Below are 25,742 nucleotides of genomic sequence, written 5' to 3'. Positions count from 1 at the left end.
TTGGAGTATTGATTTGAAGTATTTCAATATATAATTTGAATTCTACTTGAAAGGATGGGGATAAACGCGTATATTTAGACTCCGTCTGTATTATTTTATTAGAACTTGGCGAAGACTGCCTTCGAAAAACTAAAATAATGCAACCCAAAATTCAAAAAGAGCCGTCCCTCATCAATGAGGCTCAGATTCAAAGCATAGATTCTATGCTGCAATATGCGATGGATTCGCGTGTAAGCAGTGTGAAAGATGCTCTCGATTTAACAATGCAAGCACAGGCAAAATGTGAGGCACTTGGATATGAAGAGGGGCTTGCCAAATGCTCATCTCAATTGGGCCTATTCTACATGATCATGGGAGATCACGAATCGGCTATCGAATATTCAGAACAGGCCTTGACTGCTTTTAGGGCGCAAGGTAACAAAAAAGGTGTCGCAGAGGCTTTGTATACTATCGGGAGTACCGAATACAAATCCACAAAATATCATGAAGGACTTGAGCGCTTATATGAGTGCTTGCGTATCCAGGAAGAAATAAAAGACTTTGTAGGGCAGTCTAAATCACTCAAGGCAATTGGTTTCATCTATGAAGCATTTAATGAACTTGATAAGGCGCTAGAGACTTATGAAAAATGTCGGGAATTAAGCCACCTAAACAATGACAAGAACGGAGAATCAAATGCTTGTAATCCGCTTTCAGGGTTGTACTTAAAAAGAGGGGACTATAAAAACGCTCTTGAATCCATAAATACAAGTATCAGCCTCAAAAAGGAGACTGGCGACAAAAGAGGGCTTGCTTTTGCTTGGTATGGAAAAGGTAAAATACATTTACATCTCAAGGAGCTAGATGAATCCAAGAAATACTTCGAAAAGAGCCTTAAAGTGCATCAGGAAGTAGGCGAGAAGATGGGATGTGGCATGAGTTTGACCAAACTTGGCCAAATATGCCTGGAAAAAAATGAGCGGAAGGAGGCTAAGAAATATTTTAACCTTGCCATCAAAGTAGCTGAGGCCATTGATAATCATCAAATCATATTTAAAGCCTACTATCAATTATTCAACATGGCAATGCTCGAAGGTGAAGAATCTCAGGCATTGGTATATCATATCAAATATCACGACTATAAAGAGCGTGTGATCAACTCTGAGACAACCAGTAAAATCAAGAGCCTCGAATCGATGTGGAAAATGGAATCTCTTGAGTCAGAAGCCAGAAACCAAAGAGAGAATAACTTGATCATTGAAAAAAAGAACGAAGAACTAGATAAATTTTCATCTAGAGTTTCTCATGACCTTCGCGGACCTATTTCTTCTCTGATGGGATTATATGATGTGGTTAAATCTGAAATCTCTGATCCGAATGCACTTCAATATTTCGATCTTTATCATCACAGAATTACCAGAATAAATCAAACCATAATCGACCTGCTGGAGTTATCCAAAGTGAAAGATTGGCAGATGTCAAAGACCATCATTGACTTCGATGAGATGGTTAGAGACTGTATTGAGTCATTTAGCTATTTGCCTGGATTTGATAAGATAAATTTTGAGATTGAACTGGATAGGGATATGAAAATCTTGTCGGATCGCAGTTTGATGAATACCATTATTCAGAATTTGATTGAGAATAGTATCAAGTATTCTCGCCAAGACATCGATGACCCTTTTGTCAAAGTACATATTAAGCAAACGGCCGAGGACTACATGTGTGTGATTGTAGAAGATAATGGCATTGGAATCGATGAAAAATATCATAGCAAGGTGTTCGAAATGTTTTACCGTGCGAATGATGACGTACAAGGTTCTGGTCTGGGCATGTTTATTTTGAAATCAGCTGTTGAAAAATTAGAAGGAGAAGTTAGTCTGGTAAGCGAACCCAATAAAGGGACTAAATTTGTTATTTTACTTCCCATCATTGAAAATATGAAAAAGGAGTATCTTGGTATATAAGATACTTACTACATAAAATGAGCGTTTTTTGAACAAATCAAATATTATGAGCAAAAAAGTAGAAAAACTCGAAAATCCATTGGAAAATCTGGATGACAATGAAATAACGAATGTAGACCCTACAAAAATAGGTGGGCTAGATCGAAACGTCGCTGAAGATTTTGATGAGGAAGTGATGGATTGGACAAAAAGTAGAGGCAAGAAGAAAGACAAGTAGTAAAAAGAACTTTTCGCTTGCCAAAACAATTTGTGTAAATGATAAACGGGATAAGGTTAATTTGTGTACTCGCATTGATGTGGATGCTGAATAGCGCCCAGGCTTATGGACAGCCTGAGACAGATAGCCTACTGTCTATTCTTGAGACTACTGATGTCGCCGAGGATAGATATTCTATATGGATAAGGCTGTCAATAATTGAGGAAAGCGATGCTGCAAAAGGACTTGAATATGCCTCGAATTCCCATAAAATCGCAGTACAACTTGATGACGAACTAAAAAAAGCATGTGCACATCAACTAATGGGACGATGGCAGGCATATTTAGAAAAATATGATTCATCCCGTTATAACCTTGACAAATCTATAGAATTATTTGAATCACTTGATCTTCAGAAGGCATTGGCAAAAAGCTTTTCATACTTGGCTTTTTGGTATGAGAATCAGCGTCAATTTGATTCGTCCGCTGTGCAATACAACAATGCAATACGCATTTCTAAGGCTATAGACGATTTATCAGGAGTGGCCCTTTACAATCTTTATCTCGGAGACTTAGAGAGTAATCGAGGCAATAACCCAGCAGCTATCAACCATCTGGAAATTGCTAACAATTATTTTGACAAATATTCTTCGATAGATAGTGCATGGATTAGCTTGAATAGCCTTGCTGTCGCATATGATGAAATAGGCCTATATGCTCAGGCACTTACCTATTATTTGAAGGCCTATGGCATTGTAGATCAAATCGATGATCAGGAAGGTAAACTAATTTTAGCCAATAATCTCGGTACGATTTACAACGAGCTTGGTAAGATGGATGAAGCCAGAGAGTATTACGCAAGAGGTTTGGAGACGGTCAAAATTAGTGGCAATCTGCAGGATGAAGCCTTACTTTTAAACAATCTGTCTATTCTACATATCGAAGAGGGAGACACACTCAAGGCACTCCAATCCCTGAGAAGGGCACATTCACTTCAGCAGTCCGAAAAGGAAAATTGTGATCTCGCCTATTCTTGTGAAGGACTCGGTGAAATCATGACTTGGCAAGGGGCATTTGACTCCGCCAACTATTATCTTTCTGAGGCACTCAGATGGTCAGATAAATGCGAAATGCGTGGTAACCAGACTAGTATTTATAGAAATATGGCACTACTGGCTGCGAGGCAAGGGAGGAATAGTTTAGCAAAAAAATACTTGATTAGATCGCTTGAAATTGCTGATAAAGGCAATTACAGCTTAGAGAAAAAAGAAACAGCCAAAGAATTATTCAAATACTATAACAGGATCAGAGATTTTAAGAACGCACTTAAGTATCAGTTGCTTTATAGCAATTTGAAAGATTCACTGTTTGATGCAGAATCTACCGAAAGGATAGCCAGAATGACTGCTGAATATGATTTCAAAAGAGAAATCGAGTCACTTGAATACAAGAAAATGGCAGATGAAATGAAGCTGAACGAGGAGTTAAGGCAGAAAGAAGCCAATCAGAATAGTATATTGGTCGTTTTAGTGCTGACGACCCTATTAGCAGCTACACTTGGTAGATCCTATTATCTGGTGCAAAATCACAACAAAAAATTAACCGCACTTAATGAAGAAAAGAATACCTTGATGGGAGTGGTAGCTCATGATCTACGTAGTCCTCTGAACAATATTAAAGGGTTGATGGCGCTGGTAAAAATGGAAAATGCAGACTTGTCTCCAGAGCAAAGTCACTATTTCCACCTGGTAGATGATACTATGGAGCGTATGAGAGACATGATTGATCGTGTATTGGATGTCAGTGTGGTTGAAGATATGAAGGTAAACCTAAACCTGAAAAAAGTCGATTTGGGCGAGACCATGAATTTTGTTGCCGGTAATTTCGAGTTGCTTGCCAGCAAAAAGTCTATTAATATTCATAGTAATCTGACCACTAAGGAGCATTTCATTTTTGCAGACTATAATTACCTTTTACAGGTCATAGAAAACCTTCTATCTAATGCAATCAAATTTTCTGAATCAGGTAAGAATATCTTCCTCAGTATTTTTCAGGAAGAAGGTAATGAAACCATGATCATCAGAGACGAAGGACCTGGGATAAGTGAAGAAGATCAAAAACGTCTATTCACCAAGTTTCAGAAGCTCAGCGCCAAACCTACAGACAACGAGCAATCTACTGGACTCGGCCTATCCATTGTCAAGAAGTTCATTGATGCCATGGATGCCGAAATCAGCTGCGAGAGCGAGCTAGGTAAGGGAACCAGCTTTGTTGTCAAGTTTAAAACCGCAGATGAAAAGGAAAAGGAATTGATTTAAAACAATCAATTTTTCAACAGCTTCACCTGAAATTCTAAGGCCTCTAATTTAGCATCAAAAGCCTTTGCCTCTTCATTCCCATCAAAATACTGAGAGATAAATTTTCTAGCCTTTTTTACATCTTCCAGTGCATTGTCAAATTCATGCAATTCCAAATAATTAATCAAGGCACTATAATAATAGTTGTATACGTGATTGTAATCAGCAGTGAGGGGAGGTGTAGCCTGATAGATGCGTTCCGATTCGGTAAATGAATTGATGGCTTCTTCAATGTTGCCCTCTTTGTACTGTAGCAAGCCCAATAGGTCATTGATTTCATAGGACTCCCCACTGAGTTTTTTGAGTATTTGTAGCTCGTCAATGACAAGTACAATTAAGCTATCCGTTCTTGGGTCATTAGATCCGCGGTCTACTCGAAGCGAATCAGCGATGGTTTTGCCAAATTGAAATGTAACGTCCAGCAGCTGACTTTTAGTGTCTGCTATGATTGCGTTGCACCTGCCGTCATCAAATCGGATCGCCTGGTCCAGATCTTCAAATGCGTTGACCAGAATATTTGGATTTTCGGAGATAAAATCTGAATTGTTATCTTTCAGCATAAGGTCGAAATATTCGGCGACAGATTTTGCCCTGAAATTGTAGGCACGAGGGACATCTCTACCTTTCATGAGATACTTATCCTCGAGAGCAGCAGAAAAACTAACCAACGCCGTCTCGTAGTCCTTCTTTTCATAAGCAGCCATTCCGTTTTCGAAGTGATTGTCCTGTGCTAAAGTCAGGGAAGGCAGGGATAGAGTTAGTAGGGAGGCGATTAGGCCTATTTTATTTGCAATTTTCATTATTAGTTGAGACGATTGTATTTTTATTTTTCAAAGGTTATCATGAAAAACGGAAAAAGTACATTTCGGTTTACTTTCCATTGGATAGTTTGGCTTTGAGCTGATTAAGCCGGTTTTCCCTTCTGGATAGTGCCAAAAATTCACTCATTTGTTCATCATTTTGATCAGCGACCAGTTTTCTTGCGTAAATTATGCCCTCTGTGAGCATCAATGAAAGCGATTCAGGATTATTTTTTTGTTCATAAAGATACCTGCAGCTCAATTCGTAGTTCTCCAAATGCAACTTACTCAAAGGTTTTATCTTTAAAGTAGAAAAAATCTCCCTTGATGTCTTGAACTTACTCAGCGCTTTTTCTTTGTCACCCATATAATAGTATGCTTTGCCAAACATATCAAGTAGCTCCCAATTGTTGCTGGAAATCTTCTCTAGATCGGCAAACTCTTGAGTCATGAATTGCACCATTTCTACTAAGTGCTCACCGTCAGTTTGGGGGTCGATTTTGACAATACTGTCCAATAAGATAGAGGCAGACTTCATGGAAGCAAATATTAGTATTCGTTGGGCTGTTTTCAAACCGAGCTTTTTATTTTCAAATTCAATACCTTTTCGCATCATGGCAATGGCAGTCTTGAACTTTCCTGAATTTTCTCGAATTTGTTCGATACTATATCTGTCAAGATTTTCTCTTAGTTGAGCGACCTGTAAAACGGCCAGGTAGGTGTAAGCTGTCGATAGTTCTTTCCCTGAGATTTCATATTTGTCATTATTGACCGCATCGGTCAAAAATTCTATAGCGTCGTTGTATCGCTTGTCTTGATATGCGTTTAGCCCCTGGCTGTAATTAGTTGCCTGACAGAAAGCTGTGATTGAACAGAGCATTAGTGCTAAAAATGTGTAGAGTTTGATAGTTGTGAACATGTCATTCCGGATTTAAGTGAAAAAATAGCGGTAAGGACGGTCATGGTCGATTATTATGATCTCTAAACATCATAATAATCAAGTGCTGAACTATACTACTATTGCTATCCGGAGGTAGGACGTGCCTTGTTATTCGGCCTCTTCTATACGTGTCATGTATTGACGAAATCGATTTTCAATTTTATTAAGCTTCAATATATCACTCATTTGACTGTCGTCAAGTTGATTGATCAAAGCAGAAGTGTATGAGCTTCCTTCATTAGATATTTGGTAAGCCACCTTCATATTGTTTTTTTCCTTAAAGAAGTAATTGCCACTTAAAATATAGTTGCGTAAGTGCAGCTGACTGACAGGCTGCTCTTCTAATTTGGCAAATGCTTCTCTGGCCTTTTGGAATGATCCCATGGCGTTTTCTTTGTCTCCTAAGTGATAGTAGGCTAAGCCCATTGTGTCATAAAATTTCCAATTATCCGATATCAACTGGTCGAGGTCGCTAAAAAGCTTGACAGCAATATCCGCCAAGTAAGAAGAAGATTCATTGGGTTGATTTTCATTAAATTCAAGTAATGAGTCACCCACAACGTAGAGTGCTTTTAAGCTAATTTCTTCCAGCGTAGGGCGAGCATTTTTCAACAATGATTTGGAAGCGTTGTCCTGAAATTTTACTGCGCGAGTCATTTCGCTTAACGCCTGTTGGATTTGGCCTTGGTTTAAAGTAATACTTGCAAAATCACCTCCCTGTAATCCCTTCTCCAAATATGCCGTACGGATCACAGCTAAATAAGCATAACCCATTGAAAGATCTTTGCCTGTTATTTCAAACTTTTCATCTGTCACTACTTTGGTGAAGCAGATCATGGCTTCGTGATAGCGATTTGCCTGAATCGCGGCGAGTCCTTTTTTATAGTTTTCCGTCTGGCCATAGATGGTCAGCGAATTAAAGAGTGCCCAGCCAAGAGCCAACATAGTAATCAATTTATTTCTCATAGCGCTGAATGTTTGATTCGTGATGCGAGTCACCTATCTTAACATTATGTCACAAAGCTTTGGAATAAAATCTAATAAAGCAATCGAATTGAACTTAAAAGACTGAAAATTAAGGGTTTAAACGGATGTTAGGTAAGAGAATTTCCTATAGAATTTGACTCAAATTATTGAATAACCCTGATTTCTATACGTCGGTTGAGTTCCCGTCCGTTGACTTCGTCGTCATTGGATGCCATGGGTTGAGTTTCGCCATATCCTTTTGTCGCGAGCCTTCTGGGTGATATGCCTTGGTCGGTCAGGTAGTCCTTTACGCTTTGCGCTCTTGCCAGTGAAATTTCAATGTTGACTTCATGAGATCCAATATTGCAGGTATGTCCACCAATCTCAACGGCCAGGTCGGGATTTTCAATCATTATTTCTCTGATCTTTTGTAATGCAACATATGATTCTTGCTTGAAATTGACAGAATGTAGGTCAAAATAAATATTGTTAAGAATAGCTTTCTCGCCAGACCTAAATTTGCTGCCCAGCATTTCAATTTTTTCGTAGGACTGCTTTGTTGTATGCTTGCCCTGATACAACGTAGCGAAATCGGTCTTCTGCTCAATTTGATCTGGCAGAGAAACGTAAAAATTTTGTTCGAATACTTTTGTATGCTCCTCATGATTCGAAGTCACCCGTGTAGTAGTCAATCTAGTTTCATCCATAAATATCTCCACGACAAAGCCCTCCTCTTCGAAAATCTCAATTTCATAACTTCCAAAATTGTCAACAACGGTATGGAAGGATTCATCTTGGTATTTGACAGGATGAAAATTGATGCTTGCTTGCGGCATCAATTCATTGGTGTCCTGATTATAAACTTTGCCAGTAGCCAGCACTTTGCCTTGCTTATGAAAATAATAGATATCAAAATCACCTTGGCCATGTAATCGATTAGAGCTCAAAAATCCAGATATATTATCTTCATTCAGCTTGAATCCAATTTCGTCGTCTATCGTATTTGTTGGGAATCCAAGGTTGGTAGGAACTCCCCAAGACCCGGTAGAAGGGTCCATTTCTGATTTGAATACATCATATCCCCCTATAGATTCTGCTCGGTCCGAGCTAAAGTATAATGTCTTTCCATCAGAGGATAGGAAAGGATGGTCTTCATTATATTTTGAGTTTATCAATCTGGGAACCGGTACGGCGGTGGACCATGCGTCCGTAGTAGGATCGTAGGTCGACTGGTACAACTCTAGCTTTTTATTAGATGCCGGGGCTGAAAAATAGATCAAATCCTCGGTGGCATTAATGTAAAAATTCGACTCTTGTCGATCGTCATTCAATTGCGTATTAAATTCTACGGGGTAGGACCATCCGGTTGATTGCTGTTCTGCATAATACAGGTTTCCGCCATTTTCATCTTTATAGATAAATAATCGACCATCATTATTGACTACTTCGATTTTTGCATGTCTTGCCTCAAAAGAACCTAAGTTGACAATGGCTTTTGGTTGACTAAAAGTGCCCGATGTTTTGTAGCTGTGAAAAACCTGATAACGGCTGGTGTCATATTGAGATGGCCTGGAGGATAAAAATAATAATTCTTCATGATCAGAATAGAACGCTGGAGAGACATCAGAGTAGGCAGAATTAACAGGCTCTCCCATAGGCTCGATTTCAAAATCGTTAGGCCTGGCGTGAAACTCCTTGGCGATTTGAGCTTGTTTTAAAAGATTTTCAGATTCTTTTCTGATCTCATTAGTTCTGTAGATATCCATATCCAGAAAAGCCTGAAAATGTTCTTCTGCTATATCAAAATCATATCTGCTGTAGTGAATGCGCCCAAGCCAGTAATTGTAAAATTTATCCGTGATACCTTCATTGGCTTCGTATTCTTTGAGAGCCGTCATGTCCGTGCCTCTGCCTGTAGACAGGTGATAGGCTACAAAAGCGTGGTATTGGACATAATGATTTTTAGGATAGTTTTCAAGTATTTGAGTATACAGACTGAGAGCACGTGAGAAATCTTCTTTGAAGAAGTAATAGTCGGCCTGCTCAATCAGTTTTTTCTTACTTAGCTTTTTATCACTTACCTGCAAGCCAAATGACGGCATAGCGTATAATACCGCAATTATCAAAAAAAACCTTTTCATATTGATGAGAATACAATCGAAGACAAACCTATATAATTATGAGATAGTATGTAAGCATAATAAATTTGTTGAGAGATAATTAGGAGAATGCAGTATGCAAATTAGGAAATTTGCTTAACAACCAGTCGTGAACTTCTCTTAATAATCAACTTTTGATCCGATCTTGGATAAGATAAAATGGTGACACTGAACGCATAAAACATGGACTTACAGGTTGAGCCAATAGGTAAATTTTATAACCAGCGCTCGATTCTTTTCTGTAAATCTGAATTCTTGGTTTTCATCCATTGTGGCATAATTGTCTGTGTAGACGATGAATAAATCAGATACCGGCTTGAATCTCCATTGCAAACGAGTGTTTATATTGAAATTTTCCGCTTGAGTATTGTATTGGAGAAAGGAAGTTAAAAACAGCTTTCTCGTCATAGTGACATCTATCCTCGATCCGATGAGTACCAAATCAGCACTGTTATATGGCTCGGGCAACGATAGCTTATTGTAGTTGAAGTCTATGTTAAACGCAGCAAAAGGCTGCAGCCGATATCTGATAGTACCACCAAATCTATATCGATGACCATTGAAATATTCACCGGCTTGTCCGATCAATGTATAGGATAGTGTCTTTCGACGGTCCGATTGGAATCTCATCCAGAGAAAATAGTAGGTGTAGTCACTATCAGTAGGCAGTTCTACCCCTTCAGTATTGGTTGGATCAAACGAATCAAACAGATAAGTATATCGACGTTTGAACGATAAATCGAGCTTGGCTGTATTCTGAAACTGCATGTTTTCATCAATGGCCATCAACTGATCAGACTTTATCGTTTCGCCTGTGGTTTCGGTATCGCCCCAGAGCGTTTCTAAGGCCAGTTGCGTTTGATGAATGTTGATTGGTCCCTTGCTAGGGTAAAAATTTCTGGCCAGGATATTTTCAATTCGAAACAGCCCGTTTCGCGGAACGAATCCCATTTCCGCATTGAAATTCTCTCCAACCAAGGTATGTGCCCATTCAACCTGCCATTTGCGAGATCGATAGGCAATCCACGCAGCATGAGCATATTCCTCTCCATTTTCATCATTGCTATCCCAGGACCTTTGATACATTGTCTTGCCAATCCATTTGTTATCTGCTGAAGCCAGATTGTAGTCAAAACCCAAAACTCTATTGAAGTGATTAGGGTCGAAATCTGGGTCGTCATTGTCACTATCAAAACTCTGCTTGTTTGAAAAAATGGCGCCAATATTTGATCGGGCAAATACCTTTCGCTGAAGTGCTGCGATTGAGTAGTTGAATCCTGGTAAATTGATATCTTCGATGGCTTCAGTCTGCATATTTAGCAGACCAAGACGCCAATTATTGTCCAACTTCCCACTGAGCCTCGCTCCATAATGTATTTTGTTTTGAACCAGTCGGTCATTAATCGTATCGTTGACTATGCCTATCCTTCGAGAAAAAAATGTCTTTGCGTAATAAGGATGGCCAAAATTGGCAAAGAGATCTGCGTTCTCGAGAAAGAACTGCCGCTTTTCAGGAAAGAAAAGCTCGAATCTATCGAGATTAGTCACTTGCTGATCTACCTCGACCTGCGAGAAGTCTGGGTTGAAGGTAAGATCGAGGTTCAATCCGGAGCCTAAAGCAATTTTGGCGTCACCACCCATATTCAATCTTGAGGCCGCCTTAGACTGATCTTCCTCTTCAAAATCTCTATTGACTTCTAGTGCGGTATATGGAATCAAAGAAATATTAGACCCGGGCTTTACTAGTGGTTCTTCCCATTGCAAGACGCCCATAAAAGCTAAAGACTTGATGTCATAGTTGCGTGGGACCTGATGCCAGGTCGACCTTTCGCCCGCCTCACTGTCCAGTCGGTAGAAATTCACATTCCATTGATCTTTGCCTTCCTTGAATCGTACGGACTTGAATGGAATAGCTCCCTCAGCAATCCAATAGCCATCGTACTGCTCAGCCTCTGCATACCACTTATTGTCCCAGGACCAGGATGTGCCTCCAAACCCTCCGGCAATCAACCCTTCTCTCTGCACTCCATAAGAATTGACACCAAATTGAAAAGCATTGGTTTTGTCTTGAAAAGTATCGAAGAGCAAAGTGATACCATCTATTGCGTTGCCACTGAAGTCGCGTCTTAGTGATGGGGTTACATAGTCTCTGTGATCAGACAAATTATACATCTTCGCCGAGAAATAAATAAATTCGTCGTCATAGAGTAGCCTTACCTCAGTCCGGGAATCAGCAGCCGTACTATCATTGGGGAAATATTGATTGAAGTTGTCTGCAATGTCCGCCTTTTGCCACCCCAATTCATTCAGAGCGCCATCGATAATAATTTTCTCCTGAGTTCTCCTGATTTGATAAATCAAGCCTTGTCCATGGCTTACTATCCAAATGAATCCAAGCAGAGTGGTGATGATGAGTCTTTTGGTCAATGTCTTACATTTATACGAAACAGGCACAAAGGAAAACCATGTAGCTCATATCCTTGTAATAATCTGGTAAGCGGTCAATCTACAGTTAGAACTTGGATTATTTAATGATGACTAGGCCAACACTGCTTGACTATTCAGGTATTCATCAAAGGTACAGAGTTTGTCTACATATCCATCAGGCTTCAATTCAATTACCCGGTTAGCCACTGTCTGTACAAACTCATGGTCATGAGAAGTGAAGAGCACTGTGCCAGGGAAGTCCTTTAGCGCATTGTTGAATGCCGTAATCGACTCCAGATCCAGGTGATTGGTTGGCTCATCCAAAATGAGGAGATTTCCACCAGCTAGCATCATCTTGGAAACCATACATCTTACCTTCTCACCTCCAGATAGTACATCACACATTTTGAAGGTCTCCTCTCCAGAGAACAGCATTTTACCTAAAAACCCTCTAATGTAGACTTCATCCTTATCACCTTCTGAATACTGCCTTAGCCAGTCAATCAAATTCTGCTTTTCTTTGAAGTAGGACTCATTCTCATTTGGCAGATATGCCTTAGTTATCGTTTGGCCAAACTTGTATTCACCGCTGTCCGCCGTCAATTCTTCATTTAGTATTTTGAATAGAGTGGTAATAGCTAAACTGTCTTTTGCAATAAATACGATTTTATCACCCTTGTTTACAAAAAAGTCAAGATTACTAAATAGCGGCTTATTGTCTATCGTTTTGGATAATCCTTTGACCTCCAAAATCTGATCACCAGCCTGCCTGTTTTGATTGAAAATAATGGCCGGATATTTTCTGGATGATGGCTTTATGTCTTCCACGTTGATTTTCTCCAAAAGCTTTTTTCTGGAGGTAGCCTGTTTGGACTTAGCCGCATTTGCACTAAACCTTGCAATAAACTCTTGTAGTTCTTTTTTCTTCTCTTCGGCCTTCTTATTAGCCGAAGTTCTTTGGCTCAAAGCCAATTGACTGGACTGATACCAAAAACTGTAATTGCCGGTAAAAATAGAAATCGCACTAAAGTCAATATCAGCAGTATGCGTACATACCGTGTCAAGAAAGTGACGATCATGAGAAACTACGATTACTGTATTCTTAAAATCAAGTAGGAAATCCTCCAACCAAGAAATAGTATTGATATCCAGATCGTTGGTTGGCTCATCGAGAATAAGTACGTCTGGATTTCCAAAAAGCGCTTGAGCCAGCAAGACTCTTACTTTTTGATTACCATTCAGGTCTTTCATCAATCGGTAGTGATCGTCCTCTACAATACCCAACCCGCTCAAGAGAGCTGCTGCATCAGATTCAGCATTCCAACCGTCCATTTCGGCAAACTTTTCTTCTAATTCGGAAGTTCTAACACCATCTGCTTCTGAGAAATCAGCCTTTGCATATAGCGCATCCTTTTCTTGCATGATAGACCAGAGTTCTGCATGTCCCTGCATGACCGTATGAATTGCTGTAGATTCGTCGAATGCGAAGTGATTTTGATTCAAAACTGCCATTCTCTTTCCCGGATCGAGTACAACCTGACCAGAGTTTGGAGATATTTCGCCTGATAGGATTTTTAGAAACGTAGATTTACCAGCACCATTTGCACCGATTACGCCGTAGCAGTTGCCTTGAGTAAATTTGATGTTTACTTCGTCGAAGAGAATTCGCTTGCCGTATTGTAATGAAATATTGTTAACCGATATCATATCTATTCAATTTTGAAGGCGCAAAGTTACTGATTTTGTCTGCCAAAAGAAAAAATAGTTTTATTATTGATCGCCTATAATAGAGAGGACAATCATATGAAAGTAGCTGTAATAGGAGGTGGTGCTGCCGGTTTTTTTGCCGCTATATCATGTAAAAATCATCATCCAGGCGCCATTGTAACGCTGTATGAGAAATCGGACAAGACATTGTCCAAAGTCAAGGTCTCAGGTGGTGGGCGATGCAATGTCACAAATGGCTGCGAGTCGTTGTCAGATTTCCTCAGACATTACCCCAGAGGTCAGAAGCAACTGAAGAAGACTTTTAATCACTTCAATAGAAATGATACTATTGAGTGGTTTGAAAGTAAGGGGGTAGAATTGAAGGTCGAGACGGACCTAAGGATGTTTCCAATCACTGACGACTCACAGACCATTGTAGATTGCCTGAGAGATGAAGTCAGCAGGTTAGAAATAGACTTGAAAACGAAGTGTGGACCGGTATCAATAGAGGCAAATGAAGATGGGTTTGATTTACATTTCCGTCAAGACGAATCAGCCTGTTTTACTCATGTAATATTATCAACCGGAGGAAGTCCTAAAAGTGAAGGCTATAATTGGATTCGGGATTTAGGCCACCAAGTGGTTGATCCGGTTCCTTCGCTGTTTACATTCAATATTCCGGGTGAAGATAAGCTTAAAGCTATGATGGGCTTAGCTGTTCCACATGCAGTTGTTAAAATTCAAGGCACAAAACTCCTGCAGGAAGGACCTTTACTAGTTACCCATTGGGGGTTAAGTGGTCCGGCAGTACTCAAACTGTCAGCTTGGGGAGCTCGTCAACTGGCTGAGGTGAAATATAATTTCAAAGTGCAGGTCAACTGGACTGGTGTCAATAATGAAGATGTACTCAGAGAACAGTTAGAAAATTTTGCCCAGGGACAGGCTAGAAAAAAAATCAGTAATGCCAAACCGTTCGACCTACCAAACAGGCTGTGGGACTACCTACTTGCAAAACTAGAGATGAACGTCAATACCGTTTGGAGTGAGATTAGAAAGAAGGATAAGAACAGATTGATCAACGCCCTACTAAACGATGAATATAAGGTAGAAGGCAAAACTACTTTTAAGGAGGAGTTTGTGACTTGTGGTGGTGTAGACTTAGCAGAGGTGGATTTCAACACTATGGAAAGTCGGAAAACCCCGAGGTTGTTCTTCGCAGGAGAACTGCTGGATATTGATGGTATTACAGGAGGATTTAATTTTCAAGCAGCCTGGTCTACGGGATTTGTTGCCGGAAAACTAGGGCAATAGACTTGTGTCAAACTCAAGCGTTTTGATCATCCTTACAAATTCACTGCTTGGACTCGCGTTTATCTCAATTGGAAGCTGAGTCAACGGATGTTCAAAAGCTATGGACACAGCATGCAGCATCATAGATGACATATTCCATTTCTCAAGAAAAAGTTTGTTCTGTTTATTACATCCATGGGGACGGTCTCCGATGATCGGATGAAATATGTGAGCAAAGTGCTTTCTCAACTGGTGCATCCGACCAGTGGTGGGTCGGGCTTCTACCCAGGAATAGCGTGAACTTTGATGTTTCCCAAAAGGCAAATCTATTTCAGTGCGGTTCATAGTAAGGTATCGGGTTTGAGCCTCTTGTTTTTTGCCTTTGTCATTGATCAGTGCATAGTCAATAAGCCCTTCCTTGTCAGTGTGTCCTCTAAGAATGGCCCAATATTTTTTCTGAATTCTTTCCTTTTCAAATGACTCCCTGATCGCTCGCAGAGCAGGTTTGTTTAGTGCAAATAACAATACTCCACTAGTTTTTCTATCCAGTCTGTGTGCTGGGTATACATATTTGCCTAGTTGATCTCTTAGCTTTTGTACTGCATACTCGTCGGTGTTAGCTGCTATTTTTGAGCGGTGTACCAGTAGACCATGAGGTTTGTTGATCGCTACAAAATCTTCATCCGCATAGAGTACTTCTAGCCGATTAGCTGCTTGATGTATTTGTGGATCAGAATTGGGGTTTGACATAAAAGTAAAAGTAGAGGGAAATTTGATTCTGATTGAGCAACTTATTTAAGTTTTTTATTAGAGGATGCAACTCTTCATTTTTTGTAGACTCTTTGGATAAATGAGAAACTCAAAAAATAAACTTATGAAAAAGATAATGATACTTTCAATGCTTACGGCATTGACATTCGGAGCATTTGCTCAAGAAACTGAAACTCGTCAATTCGACAATTTTTCTGCTATAGAAGTTGGAACTGCTATCGAATTGATCATCACTCAAGGCAATACTAACGAAGCAATAGTGGAAGTGAACGATATTGATCTAGAGGATGTAATCACTGAAGTTAGAGGGTCAGAGTTGAATATAAAGAGACGGTCCAGAAACAATACTAACAATACGAATAACCGCGGGGAGGTTGTCGTCAGGTTGACCTACAAGAGTATTGATGAACTATCTGTAAATTCTGCAGCATCTATTTATTCGAAATCCGTAATCAAAGCCACTGATTTTGAGCTCAATGCCAGCAGTGCTGGCAATGCTGAACTCGAGTTGGATGTGACAGATCTTAGAGTAAAAGTAAGCAGCGCCGGATCATTAGAATTATCAGGAACATGTGCTTCGATGGATTTGGATGCCAGTTCGGCAGGCAAACTGGATGGTTATGACTTGGTATGTGGAGCGATTAAAGCAGATGTAAGCTCAGGTGGTTCTGGTCGGGTATCAGTTAAAGACAAGCTGGAGGTTGATGCAGGTACAGGAGGATCGTTATACTATAAAGGTGATCCGGATAAGGTACTGGCTGATACGAACCTTGGTGGGAGAGTTCAGAAAAGATAGTATGAGTTGACAGTAAATTCGCCAAAGGGGGTAATTCGGAAGAATTACCCCCTTTTTTATGATAGATTTGTCATGGCTAATGCTGAGGTGATTTATAGATTTTTGTGAAAAAGAAAGACATGAAACAGCTCTTAGTAATCATTTCCTTATCAATTATATTTTTTGCTTGTGACCAGACCGTCACAGAGAATCAAGACCCCATAGAAGCAAAAATTGACAGCTTGATGAACAAGATGTCACTGGCAGAGAAAATCGGTCAGACCGCTCAACGAGGCACATCAAGCAGAGTGAAAGGTCCCCTTTCAGAGGAGCTGATAACGGCTGTCAGAGAAGGACGAATAGGTTCGCTGATCAATGTAATGAACAAAGAGTACGTAGATGAACTCCAGCGAATAGCTGTCGAAGAAAGCCCAAATGGTATTCCTTTGATTTTCGCAAGAGATGTGATTCATGGCTTCAAAACAATCTTTCCCATTCCATTAGGTCAGGCAGCTACCTGGAATCCAAGCCTTGTGAAGGAAGGTTCTCGTGTGGCAGCCATTGAAGCCAGTACCTATGGAATCCGATGGACCTTTGCGCCAATGTTGGACATAGCAAGAGATCCAAGATGGGGACGCATTGCCGAATCTCCGGGAGAAGATCCTTATCTGGCATCCGTGCTTTCTTCGGCCTACGTGGAAGGATTTCAAGGGCCTGACCTTACTGATCCCAGCAGTATGGTAGCTTGTGCCAAGCATTTTGTAGGTTACGGAGCCGCAGAAGGAGGCCGTGATTACAACTCTGCAATTATTAATGAGTCTTTATTAAGAAATGTTTATCTGCCACCCTTTCAAGCTGCATTGTCTTCTGGAGCTCAGACTTTTATGTCGGGCTTCAATGAGCTCAATGGGGTTCCAGTATCAGGCGACCAATTTATACTTGATCAAATTCTACGTAAAGAGTGGGGGTTTGATGGATTTGTAGTAAGCGATTGGAATTCAGTGACTGAAATGATCGCCCATGGGTATTGTGCCAATGAAAAAGAGGCCGCAATGAAAGCCGCCATAGCGGGAGTAGATATGGAGATGACCAGTCAATCGTATGACCATTATCTCGAAGAGCTGCTAAAAGAGGGACAGATTGACGTGGCTCATCTTGATCGCATGGTGCGGGCTATACTAAGAGTTAAATTTAGAATGGGTCTTTTCGATCAGCCTTATCGAGTGGATAATCCTAAAGCAATATTGACTGAAGATCATCTGGCTAAAGCTAAGGAAGCTGCTGTCCAAAGTATAGTCTTACTTCGAAATAACGAGGGGCTACTACCTCTTGACAAGCGTAAGAAACTGGCTATAGTTGGGCCCTTAGCAGACGCACCATTAGACCAATTGGGCACTTGGATATTCGACGGAGACAAGAAAGATTCCTTCACCCCACTGGCAGCATTAAGACAAGCCAACGGGATTGGTAATTTGCATGTAGCAACTGCATTATCGCACAGTCGAGATCTATCTGAAGATAAATTTGCAACAGCCATCGCTGCTGCTAAGAAGGCGGACGTCGTACTGTTTTTTGGAGGAGAAGAAGCGATACTGTCAGGTGAGGCACACAGTAGGGCACACATCAACTTGCCAGGTGCTCAGGAAAAGCTTATCAACGCTATAAAGAGGCAAACAGGGAAACCTGTAGTATTGGTGATACAGGCTGGACGGCCGATCGTTCTGGAAAATATCAGTGCAAGCGTAGATGCCGTACTTATGGCTTGGCATCCAGGCACAATGGGTGGCCCTGCGATTGTCGATGTACTCTTTGGAGCCAGTAATCCTTCCGGAAGATTGCCAGTGACATGGCCCAAATCTGTAGGCCAAATACCACTCCATTACAATCATAAAAATACTGGCCGACCCGCGGATTCTACGTCCTTTGTCGGAATCAATGATATTCCAATTGCCGCATGGCAGAGTTCGCTAGGTAACAACTCGCATTATTTGGACGACGGTTTTACTCCACTCTACCCATTTGGATATGGATTGTCCTATACTAATTTTGCGTACTCTAGTCTGTCAATTAGCAATAACAATTTATCTGTCGGAGAGGAGCTCAAAGTGAAATTCGAAGTGGCTAATACTGGAGAAGTGCGGGGGGTAGAAACCGCGCAATTATATATTCAAGACAAGTTTGGCAGCATCACTCGTCCCGTAAGAGAACTAAAAGCGTTTAAACGAGTAGATCTTGAGGCTGATCAACGTCAGGTAATAGAGTTTACGATTCACACCGATCAATTAAAATTCTATAATAACAAAGGTGAGCTAATCTTAGAACCAGGAGAATTCTCGGTCTATGTGGGATCCAATTCCCAGGCAACAATGAAAAAAGATTTTAGGGTAAAGTAAGTGTTGAAGAGATTAGTCTTCTAGCTGCATGACTTCTTTTACTATTGTTTCTAGTTGCTCAGGTCCTTCAAAAGGCTTGCGCACGTATTTTTTCACGTCAATTTTGAGCTCATCAGTTTCATATTCAAGATGAGAAGAGACGATTACGATTTTGGGTTTTTCTTCTAAAGTAGAGATGGTTTCATAGCCATCCAGATAAGGCATCTCTATATCTAGAAATAATATTTGCGGCTTAAGTTTTGATACGCCAACAGCTCCATCAATGGCACTGCTGAAAGTACCTACCAAATCAATGCAATCAACTTTTTCTGCCAACTTTTTGAAAATTTCGAGATAAACCAAATCATCGTCGATGGCGACGCATCTAAATTTCTCCATTTAATAAGGGGGTGCTTCTAGTGTTAATTAATTATGCGATTCAATCTTAACTAAATTATTTTACTAATCGAAATTTCGAATCATAAAATGCAATTAGTCTTGATATCTTTCAATCTATTCTTGGTTTAGTTATCATTTAATAAAATCAATTAATTTTATGTCTCCTTGCAATAATTATTTAAATTGCCATAACATTTGACAACATCCACACCCAATTTTTACAATATTCATAATTTAATTGGGAATGAATTCGATATTAGAGGAAGTAAAGGAAAGATTGGGGAAACCGTACCAGGATTTCGAGTTTTTATTGACGTGTTTAAAGGAGGTTTTGATACAAAATGGGGAAGAAAGTATCGCAAACGAAATTCCTTTTATCAACAAATACTCATTTGACAATGGTGTCCAGCTGACAGATAAGCATATTCAGATGTATTCACTCGTTTTTCAACTAGTGAATATGGCAGAAGTAAATGGTGCGGTTCAGCACAGACGTTCTGTTGAGAACGATAAGGAACTATCCACGGTACGAGGATTATTCGCCAACAATATCAAACATCTTCTTGATCTTGGTGTCACCGAGCAGGTGATCCTCGAAAAACTGCCTCAAATACAGATTGAGCCTGTATTGACCGCACATCCAACAGAGGCAAAGAGAGCAACTGTACTTGACCATCACAGAGATTTATATTTGTTGCTTGTGAGTCTTGAGAATAAGATGTATTCAGATAAAGAACTGCTGAATATACGTCACAACATTAAACTGACGCTTTTCAGACTCTGGAAGACAGGTGAAATCTACATGGAAAAGCCTGATCTCAGCTCAGAACTACGAAACATTATACATTACCTCGTCAATGTATTCCCAGAGGTAATCCCAGTATTGGATAGACGATTGATTCAGGCGTGGAAGGCTTGTGGTTTATCCAAATTAAGCTTACTGGAGCATCACAGCTTTCCCAAAATCAGTTTTGGGAATTGGGTTGGCGGTGATCGTGATGGCCATCCACTAGTCACTGATACAGTTACAGCTGAGACGCTCGATCTACTTCGTCTAAATGCTTTCGTAGTGATACGACGCAAATTGATTGCTCTGGTCAGACAGCTGAGCTTCGCCTGTGAGCTAGACGCATGTAGCAAAGGACTTCAACTGAGGATCAAGCAAATGATTACGGAACTTGGATCAGTTGGAAATGAAGCATTTGAGAGAAACAAGGGAGAAGTCTTTAGACAATACACCAATCTTATATTGGCCAAGCTTCCCGTGGATACTCAAAGAGGCCATGCTACCCAATTGTCAGAACATCCAGGTTGCTACCTGCAAGCTCAAGAACTTGTAGGGGATTTGAACTTGCTCAAACAAAGTTTGCTAGACTTTAAGGCTCAATCTATTGCTTATGACGATGTCAATATTACTATTCGCAACGTACAAACGTTTGGTTTTCATCTTGCCAAACTAGATATTCGACAGAATAGCGCTTTTCACGACCTCGCCATAGAACAACTATTGGAAGCTGCGCAGTTCGAAGACACTAGCTTCTCTGAATGGAATGAAGAAAAGAGACTCGATTTTTTAAATAAAGAGCTGGAATCTAATCGTCCATTTACTCATGAGAAAGCTGAGCTAGGAGACAATGCCAAGGCGGTATTATCTTGTTTTCGAGTGGTAGAATCACACGTATCTAAATATGGAACAGAGGGTATAGGGTCATTTATTGTAAGTATGACACGATCTTTATCGGATCTTCTGGCTGTTTATCTACTCGCAAGAGAAGCCGGTTTGACTCGTCAGACAAAGGAGGGATTGGTCTGTGAGATTCCCGTAGTGCCATTACTCGAAACTATTCTTGATTTGGAGAACGGACCTGGTATTCTTGACGGATTCTTAAACCATGATTTTACCAAGCGCAGTCTTGAATATTTCCGTAAGGTGAGAAACCATAAGAATTTACGACAGCAGGTGATGGTAGGGTATAGCGATAGCAACAAGGACGGTGGCATTATTGCCAGCCAATGGAATTTGTACAAAGCACAATTCAAACTAAGTGAAATCGGCGAAAAGTATAAAGTGAAAATAACATTCTTCCATGGAAAAGGAGGATCTATTAGCCGTGGATCAGGACCGACACACTATTTCATTAAGGCTCTGCCATACCAATCTATTCAAGGAAATGTAAGATTGACTGAGCAGGGAGAAACCATCGCCCAGAAATATGAAAACAAGGTCAATGCCGGGTACAATCTTGAATTGCTAGTAGCTAATTCTCTTTCAAAAACTATCATTGATGAAAAATCCGAACGTCAGTATCATCCTTTGGCAGATGTGTTGGATGCTTTGGCTCGCCAAAGCAAATTACACTATGAGGCACTGACGCATAAGGAAGGTTTTATTCAATTCTTTAGACAGGCTACCCCAATAGATGCTATTGAAAACAGTAAGATTGGCTCACGACCTGCTAAACGAACAGGGGCTAGTTCTCTGGAAGATTTGCGAGCTATACCCTGGGTATTTTCATGGAGCCAATCCAGATTTCATATGACTAGCTGGTATGGAGTAGGTTCTTCACTAAAGGCACTTAAGGAGAATACCCCTGATGATTATCAGAGATTTAAAGAAGCTACTAACAATGATCCGTTCATCAGATATGTATTAACCAATGTGGATACCAGTCTGGCAGCAACTGACGAGTCTATTATTTCAGCGTATGCTCAATTGGTCGAAGACGAGCAGGTCAAAGAGGAGTTTTTATCTATGTTCTTGTCCGAACTAGAGCTTACCAGAGCGCTCTTGCTTGATCTACTTGGTGAAAAGATAGAAGTACGACGAGAAAACCACTACTATTCAAACCATCTTAGATCGTCACTAATGACACATTTGCATCAAAAGCAGATTGATTTACTCAAGAATTGGAGAAGTGAAAAAGCTAAAGGAAATAATGTAGATGAGTTGCAGCGTCAATTGATGCTGAGTATCAATGCGATTGCCAGTGCCATGCGAAACACTGGTTGAGATAAAAAAAAACAGGCAGCTAAATGAGCAACCCGCCAAGATTAGGTAGGTAGGAAAAGGGGCGTGGATTATGTTGGCCATTCGCTAGACAATCTGATGCGTATGGCCATAAAAAAATAGGGAATTCAATCCCTATTTCATTTCTTTTTTAGGAGAAGTTAGTGATATAAGTCTTGCACTGATCTTCACCACCGATGAACATAATGCTATGTCCTTTCAATACAACCCAAGAGTTGTCTTCTTTACTAAATTTTAATTTTAGGTTTCGTCCTGTGTCTTTTGTGCGGGAAAATAGAGCTTGTAACATGGATTGCAGATTTAGATGTTTAGGTAACTGTGAATTATTATAAATCAAATATAAATAATCATATTCTAAAAAGAAAATAAAAAATTGGAAAAGTACAATATGCGACAAATTATGTCTGAATATTTCTTTTACTCATCGAAAAAGTACAATTAATAACCAAATTTAGATTTTTATACCTTTGGTTTTTCTAAAATATAAACCGGTATATGCAATTATCGGGTTGTCGCTTGACTAGTATGGTGAATTATAACATTTCATTTTACATTATATTTGTAGATTTAAACAGTAGTCCTATAACTGATAAGTACACACCTCATGAATAATGAATTCGTAGACGACAAGATTGAGAAGTTTACACATTGCCTTGAAGCATTGATGATGAAGATGCAAGAAGCGGACAATACTTGTATCGAGCTTACAAAGGATATCAGTAAGCGTGATTTTGCTGTGTTGATCTTCGTGGGAAAAAATGAGGACGTTATTATGAGGGATATTGCCACCTTTCTCGGGATTCCTGTGAGTACTACTACCGGAGTAATAGATAAATTAGTAGAAAAAGGGTTTCTAAAAAGATATCATTCTAAGGAAGATCGTCGAACCATAAAAATTGGCTTAAGCAAATTTGGCCAGGATTCATTTAATCTATTGCAGAGTACGCTCCATCACATGGGAGGTGCTATGTTGTCTGGCCTTAATAGCAAGGAACAGGCAGATTTGATCTATTTGTTGGAAAAGGTTACCTCTAATCTTGTCAACTATGTACCCACGGCTAAATAGCATCTCTAAAAATAAATAGTACGAATTTCGTAATATATTGAAACCATAGTATTTGGTTGTCGTAATAGTCACCCAAACAGGGCGATCTATACCTATTTGATGTTGGAAAGCCCGCTCATCCAATAACCAGATACTAATGACAAAAGCAATCAGAGAGTTCCAGGAAAAGGGACAACAATCAGTGATCAGCTTCGCTAAATGGATAATTAAGTGGAGATGGTTGGTGCTGGTGGTAAGTCTAGGATTTACTGCCATAGTCGGAAGCGGAGGTCGCTTCGTTGGCTTCAATAGTGATTATCATGTTTTCTTCAGTGATGATAATCCGCAGATGTTGGCATTCGATGCCCTTCAAAACAAGTATACTAAAGATGATAACGTCTTTATCGTAGTAGAGCCTAAAGACGGTAAGGTTTTTACCAGTGAAACACTCGCAGCTGTTGAGAAACTCACTGCGGACGCCTGGCAAACGCCTTATTCGACTCGGGTAGATGCTATTACTAATTTTCAACATACAAAGGCAGTAGCCGACGATTTATATGTAGATGATCTCATACAAAACTCATCCGCTTATTCTCCACAGCAAATCGAAGAGCTCAAAAAAATTGCGATAGGGGAGATATTGCTGAAAGATAGACTGATCAATGAGAATTCAGATCTCACGGCTGTGAACATTACCGTTCAGCTACCAGGAGAAAATATGGAGGAGGGCTCAGAGATCATAGCGCATGTCAGAGCACTTACTGCCAAATTCGAGAAGGAAAATCCAAATTTGAAAACCTATTTGTCCGGAATGATTATGCTTTCTGGCGCTTTTCAGGAGTCAGCTTACGGAGACATGCAATCCTTAGTGCCGTTGATGTTTTTAGTGGTGATCCTTACGATTTATTTGACCACCAGAACACTTAGCGGAACATTTGCTACGTTGTTGGTGATTATTATGTCTATCATGACCGGGATGGGATTTGCCGGATGGTTTGGAATCATGCTTACACCACCATCCTCTGCGGCCACCACTATTATCATGACACTCGCAGTGGCAGACAGTATACACTTGCTCATTACATTCATGCAAGGCATGAGAAAGGGACTGGCAAAACATGATGCGCTGGTTGAAAGTATTCGAGTAAACTTTATGCCTGTCATGATTACTAGTTTGACTACTGTGATAGGGTTTCTGTCGATGAATTTTAGCGATTCCCCTCCATTCCATGATTTAGGAAATATTACTTCTGTTGGCATGTTGGGAGCTTTTACCTATTCGATCCTCACCTTGCCAGCTCTGATGGCCATTTTGCCAGTACGGGTCAAAGTAAGACCACAAGAGAACGGAGATGCTCAGATCAATTCATTTTTTGGAAGACTGGCGGACTTCGTTATCAGAAATGACAAGAAAGTGCTTTGGGGTTCTATCGCAGCGTCATTGATGATCACTCTTCTGATTACAAAAAATGAATTCAACGAAGAGTTTATCAAATATTTTGATCAGGATGTGCAGTTTAGACAAGACACTGATTTCATCTCTGAAAACCTTACCGGAATATATACACTGGAGTTTTCGCTGGGATCAGGAGAAGAGGGTGGTATTAATGATCCTGACTATCTCAACAAACTAGAAGAGTTTGAGTACTGGTTGGAGTCAAAACCTGAAGTCGTTCACGTAAGTGCTTATTCTGAAATCGCGAGAAGAATCAATAAAAGTATGCACGGCGATAGTCTGAGCTATTACAAAGTGCCAGAGAGTAGAGAAGAGGCTGCACAATTTTTATTACTGTACGAGATGTCTCTACCATTTGGGCTGGACCTGAATAATCAGATCAATGTGGAGAAGTCTGAAACCAGACTGATAGCGACCACAACTAATCTTTCGTCAAAGGAATTTATCGCCCTGGGTGCGGAGGCTCAGAACTGGCTCAAAAGTAATGCGCCAGAAACGATGTACTCTGACGCCACGAGTGCGGCCACGATGTTCTCTCACTTGACCAAAAGACAAGTGGACAGCATGATGAATGGAAGTATAGCAGCATTGATTCTGATTTCAGTGATATTGATGTTTGTACTCCGCAGTTTTCGCCATGGACTAATTAGTCTCATACCCAATCTACTGCCAGTTGCAGTCGGCTTCGGCGTATGGGGAATTACTAGTGGGATCATCAATGTAGGAATCTCGATTGTATTCGGTATGACGCTCGGAATTATTGTAGATGACTCGGTGCACTTTTTATCTAAATATTTGAGAGCAAGACGAGAGTTGAACAAATCTAAGGAAGAGGCGGTCAGATTTGCATTCGATACCGTAGGTAAAGCGCTTGTTGTGACCACCATAGTCCTTGTTGCAGGGTTTGCCATTTTGGCTCAGTCTAGTTTCGGGATGAACAGCGGAATGGCTAAGGTGACTGTCCTGATTATCACGTTTGCTTTGGCACTAGATTTCTTGCTGTTACCGGCATTACTACTCAATGTGGGCAAGAGTACAAAATCAAAGACCGATTCGCAGTCTTCAACTTTGGAGTCTGGTCGCCTAAGCCCAGCTTAATAAAACAAAC

General features: G+C 40.3%; 18 protein-coding genes. 9 read left to right on the top strand and 9 right to left on the bottom strand.

Annotated features, from left to right (window positions below; genetic code table 11):
- The first annotated feature begins 137 nt into the window (after positions 1-137).
- From ABJF11_RS15055 to ABJF11_RS15045, 3 genes are read left to right on the top strand one after another with little or no spacing between them, the layout of a single operon-like run.
- On the top strand, positions 138-1,946 hold the full coding sequence (locus tag ABJF11_RS15055) for a tetratricopeptide repeat-containing sensor histidine kinase (protein ID WP_348120767.1): 1,809 nt from the start codon (positions 138-140) through the stop codon (positions 1,944-1,946).
- 46 nt (positions 1,947-1,992) lie between these two features.
- Positions 1,993-2,163 (top strand): hypothetical protein, encoded by a 171-nt coding sequence (locus tag ABJF11_RS15050; protein WP_348120765.1) that lies wholly within the window; start codon positions 1,993-1,995, stop codon positions 2,161-2,163.
- Between the two features lie 38 nt (positions 2,164-2,201).
- Entirely contained in the window at positions 2,202-4,460 is a 2,259-nt protein-coding gene (locus ABJF11_RS15045) for a tetratricopeptide repeat-containing sensor histidine kinase (RefSeq protein ID WP_348120763.1), read from the top strand.
- Positions 4,461-4,465: 5 nt separating this feature from the next.
- Here the strand turns inward: ABJF11_RS15045 and ABJF11_RS15040 are convergent, their stop codons facing one another.
- From ABJF11_RS15040 to ABJF11_RS15015, 6 genes are all read right to left on the bottom strand, one after another.
- The gene (locus ABJF11_RS15040) at positions 4,466-5,299 is read right to left on the bottom strand and encodes a hypothetical protein (protein ID WP_348120761.1); all 834 of its coding nucleotides are present in this window, start codon (positions 5,297-5,299) and stop codon (positions 4,466-4,468) included.
- A 70-nt stretch (positions 5,300-5,369) separates the two neighbouring features.
- Positions 5,370-6,218 (bottom strand): hypothetical protein, encoded by an 849-nt coding sequence (locus ABJF11_RS15035; RefSeq protein ID WP_348120759.1) that lies wholly within the window; start codon positions 6,216-6,218, stop codon positions 5,370-5,372.
- A 129-nt stretch (positions 6,219-6,347) separates the two neighbouring features.
- Positions 6,348-7,205 carry a hypothetical protein gene (locus tag ABJF11_RS15030; RefSeq protein WP_348120758.1) on the bottom strand — a complete coding sequence of 286 codons (858 nt, stop codon included), beginning with the start codon at positions 7,203-7,205 and terminating at the stop codon, positions 6,348-6,350.
- 164 nt (positions 7,206-7,369) lie between these two features.
- Complete coding sequence (locus ABJF11_RS15025; RefSeq protein WP_348120756.1) at positions 7,370-9,346, bottom strand: OmpA family protein; 1,977 nt, start codon at positions 9,344-9,346, stop codon at positions 7,370-7,372.
- Between the two features lie 207 nt (positions 9,347-9,553).
- Positions 9,554-11,791: a DUF5916 domain-containing protein gene (locus ABJF11_RS15020; protein WP_348120755.1), complete on the bottom strand. Its 2,238-nt coding sequence runs from the start codon at positions 11,789-11,791 to the stop codon at positions 9,554-9,556.
- 111 nt (positions 11,792-11,902) lie between these two features.
- Positions 11,903-13,498 (bottom strand): ATP-binding cassette domain-containing protein, encoded by a 1,596-nt coding sequence (locus ABJF11_RS15015; protein ID WP_348120753.1) that lies wholly within the window; start codon positions 13,496-13,498, stop codon positions 11,903-11,905.
- Positions 13,499-13,594: 96 nt separating this feature from the next.
- Here ABJF11_RS15015 and ABJF11_RS15010 point away from each other — a divergent pair, with 96 nt between their 5' ends.
- Entirely contained in the window at positions 13,595-14,809 is a 1,215-nt protein-coding gene (locus tag ABJF11_RS15010) for an NAD(P)/FAD-dependent oxidoreductase (RefSeq protein ID WP_348120751.1), read from the top strand.
- Here ABJF11_RS15010 and ABJF11_RS15005 read toward each other — a convergent pair.
- Entirely contained in the window at positions 14,798-15,538 is a 741-nt protein-coding gene (locus ABJF11_RS15005; protein ID WP_348120750.1) for a pseudouridine synthase, read from the bottom strand. The genes ABJF11_RS15010 and ABJF11_RS15005 overlap by 12 nt on opposite strands.
- Positions 15,539-15,662: 124 nt before the next feature.
- On the opposite strand from ABJF11_RS15005, the gene ABJF11_RS15000 reads away from it, so the two are divergent.
- Together ABJF11_RS15000 and bglX are read left to right on the top strand one after the other, a co-directional pair.
- Complete coding sequence (locus ABJF11_RS15000; RefSeq protein ID WP_348120749.1) at positions 15,663-16,355, top strand: head GIN domain-containing protein; 693 nt, start codon at positions 15,663-15,665, stop codon at positions 16,353-16,355.
- A gap of 119 nt (positions 16,356-16,474) precedes the next feature.
- Positions 16,475-18,727 (top strand): beta-glucosidase BglX, encoded by a 2,253-nt coding sequence (bglX, locus tag ABJF11_RS14995; RefSeq protein ID WP_348120748.1) that lies wholly within the window; start codon positions 16,475-16,477, stop codon positions 18,725-18,727.
- A 12-nt stretch (positions 18,728-18,739) separates the two neighbouring features.
- On the opposite strand, the gene ABJF11_RS14990 is transcribed toward bglX, so the two are convergent.
- A complete protein-coding gene (locus ABJF11_RS14990) occupies positions 18,740-19,105 on the bottom strand; it encodes a response regulator (RefSeq protein WP_348120746.1) in 366 nt (121 codons plus the stop codon).
- 244 nt (positions 19,106-19,349) lie between these two features.
- Between ABJF11_RS14990 and ABJF11_RS14985 the strand changes: the two genes are divergently transcribed.
- On the top strand, positions 19,350-22,115 hold the full coding sequence (locus ABJF11_RS14985; RefSeq protein ID WP_348120745.1) for a phosphoenolpyruvate carboxylase: 2,766 nt from the start codon (positions 19,350-19,352) through the stop codon (positions 22,113-22,115).
- Positions 22,116-22,263: 148 nt separating this feature from the next.
- On the opposite strand, the gene ABJF11_RS14980 is transcribed toward ABJF11_RS14985, so the two are convergent.
- Positions 22,264-22,422, bottom strand: coding sequence for a hypothetical protein (locus ABJF11_RS14980; protein ID WP_348120743.1), 159 nt, complete (start codon positions 22,420-22,422; stop codon positions 22,264-22,266).
- 315 nt (positions 22,423-22,737) lie between these two features.
- Between ABJF11_RS14980 and ABJF11_RS14975 the strand changes: the two genes are divergently transcribed.
- Positions 22,738-23,199 (top strand): MarR family transcriptional regulator, encoded by a 462-nt coding sequence (locus ABJF11_RS14975; protein WP_348120741.1) that lies wholly within the window; start codon positions 22,738-22,740, stop codon positions 23,197-23,199.
- A 136-nt stretch (positions 23,200-23,335) separates the two neighbouring features.
- A complete protein-coding gene (locus ABJF11_RS14970) occupies positions 23,336-25,732 on the top strand; it encodes an MMPL family transporter (protein WP_348120740.1) in 2,397 nt (798 codons plus the stop codon).
- Positions 25,733-25,742: the final 10 nt, after the last annotated feature.

This window comes from Reichenbachiella sp. (assembly GCF_039941815.1).
Taxonomy (GTDB): domain Bacteria; phylum Bacteroidota; class Bacteroidia; order Cytophagales; family Cyclobacteriaceae; genus Reichenbachiella.
This window is presented reverse-complemented; position numbering and strand designations above follow the sequence as displayed.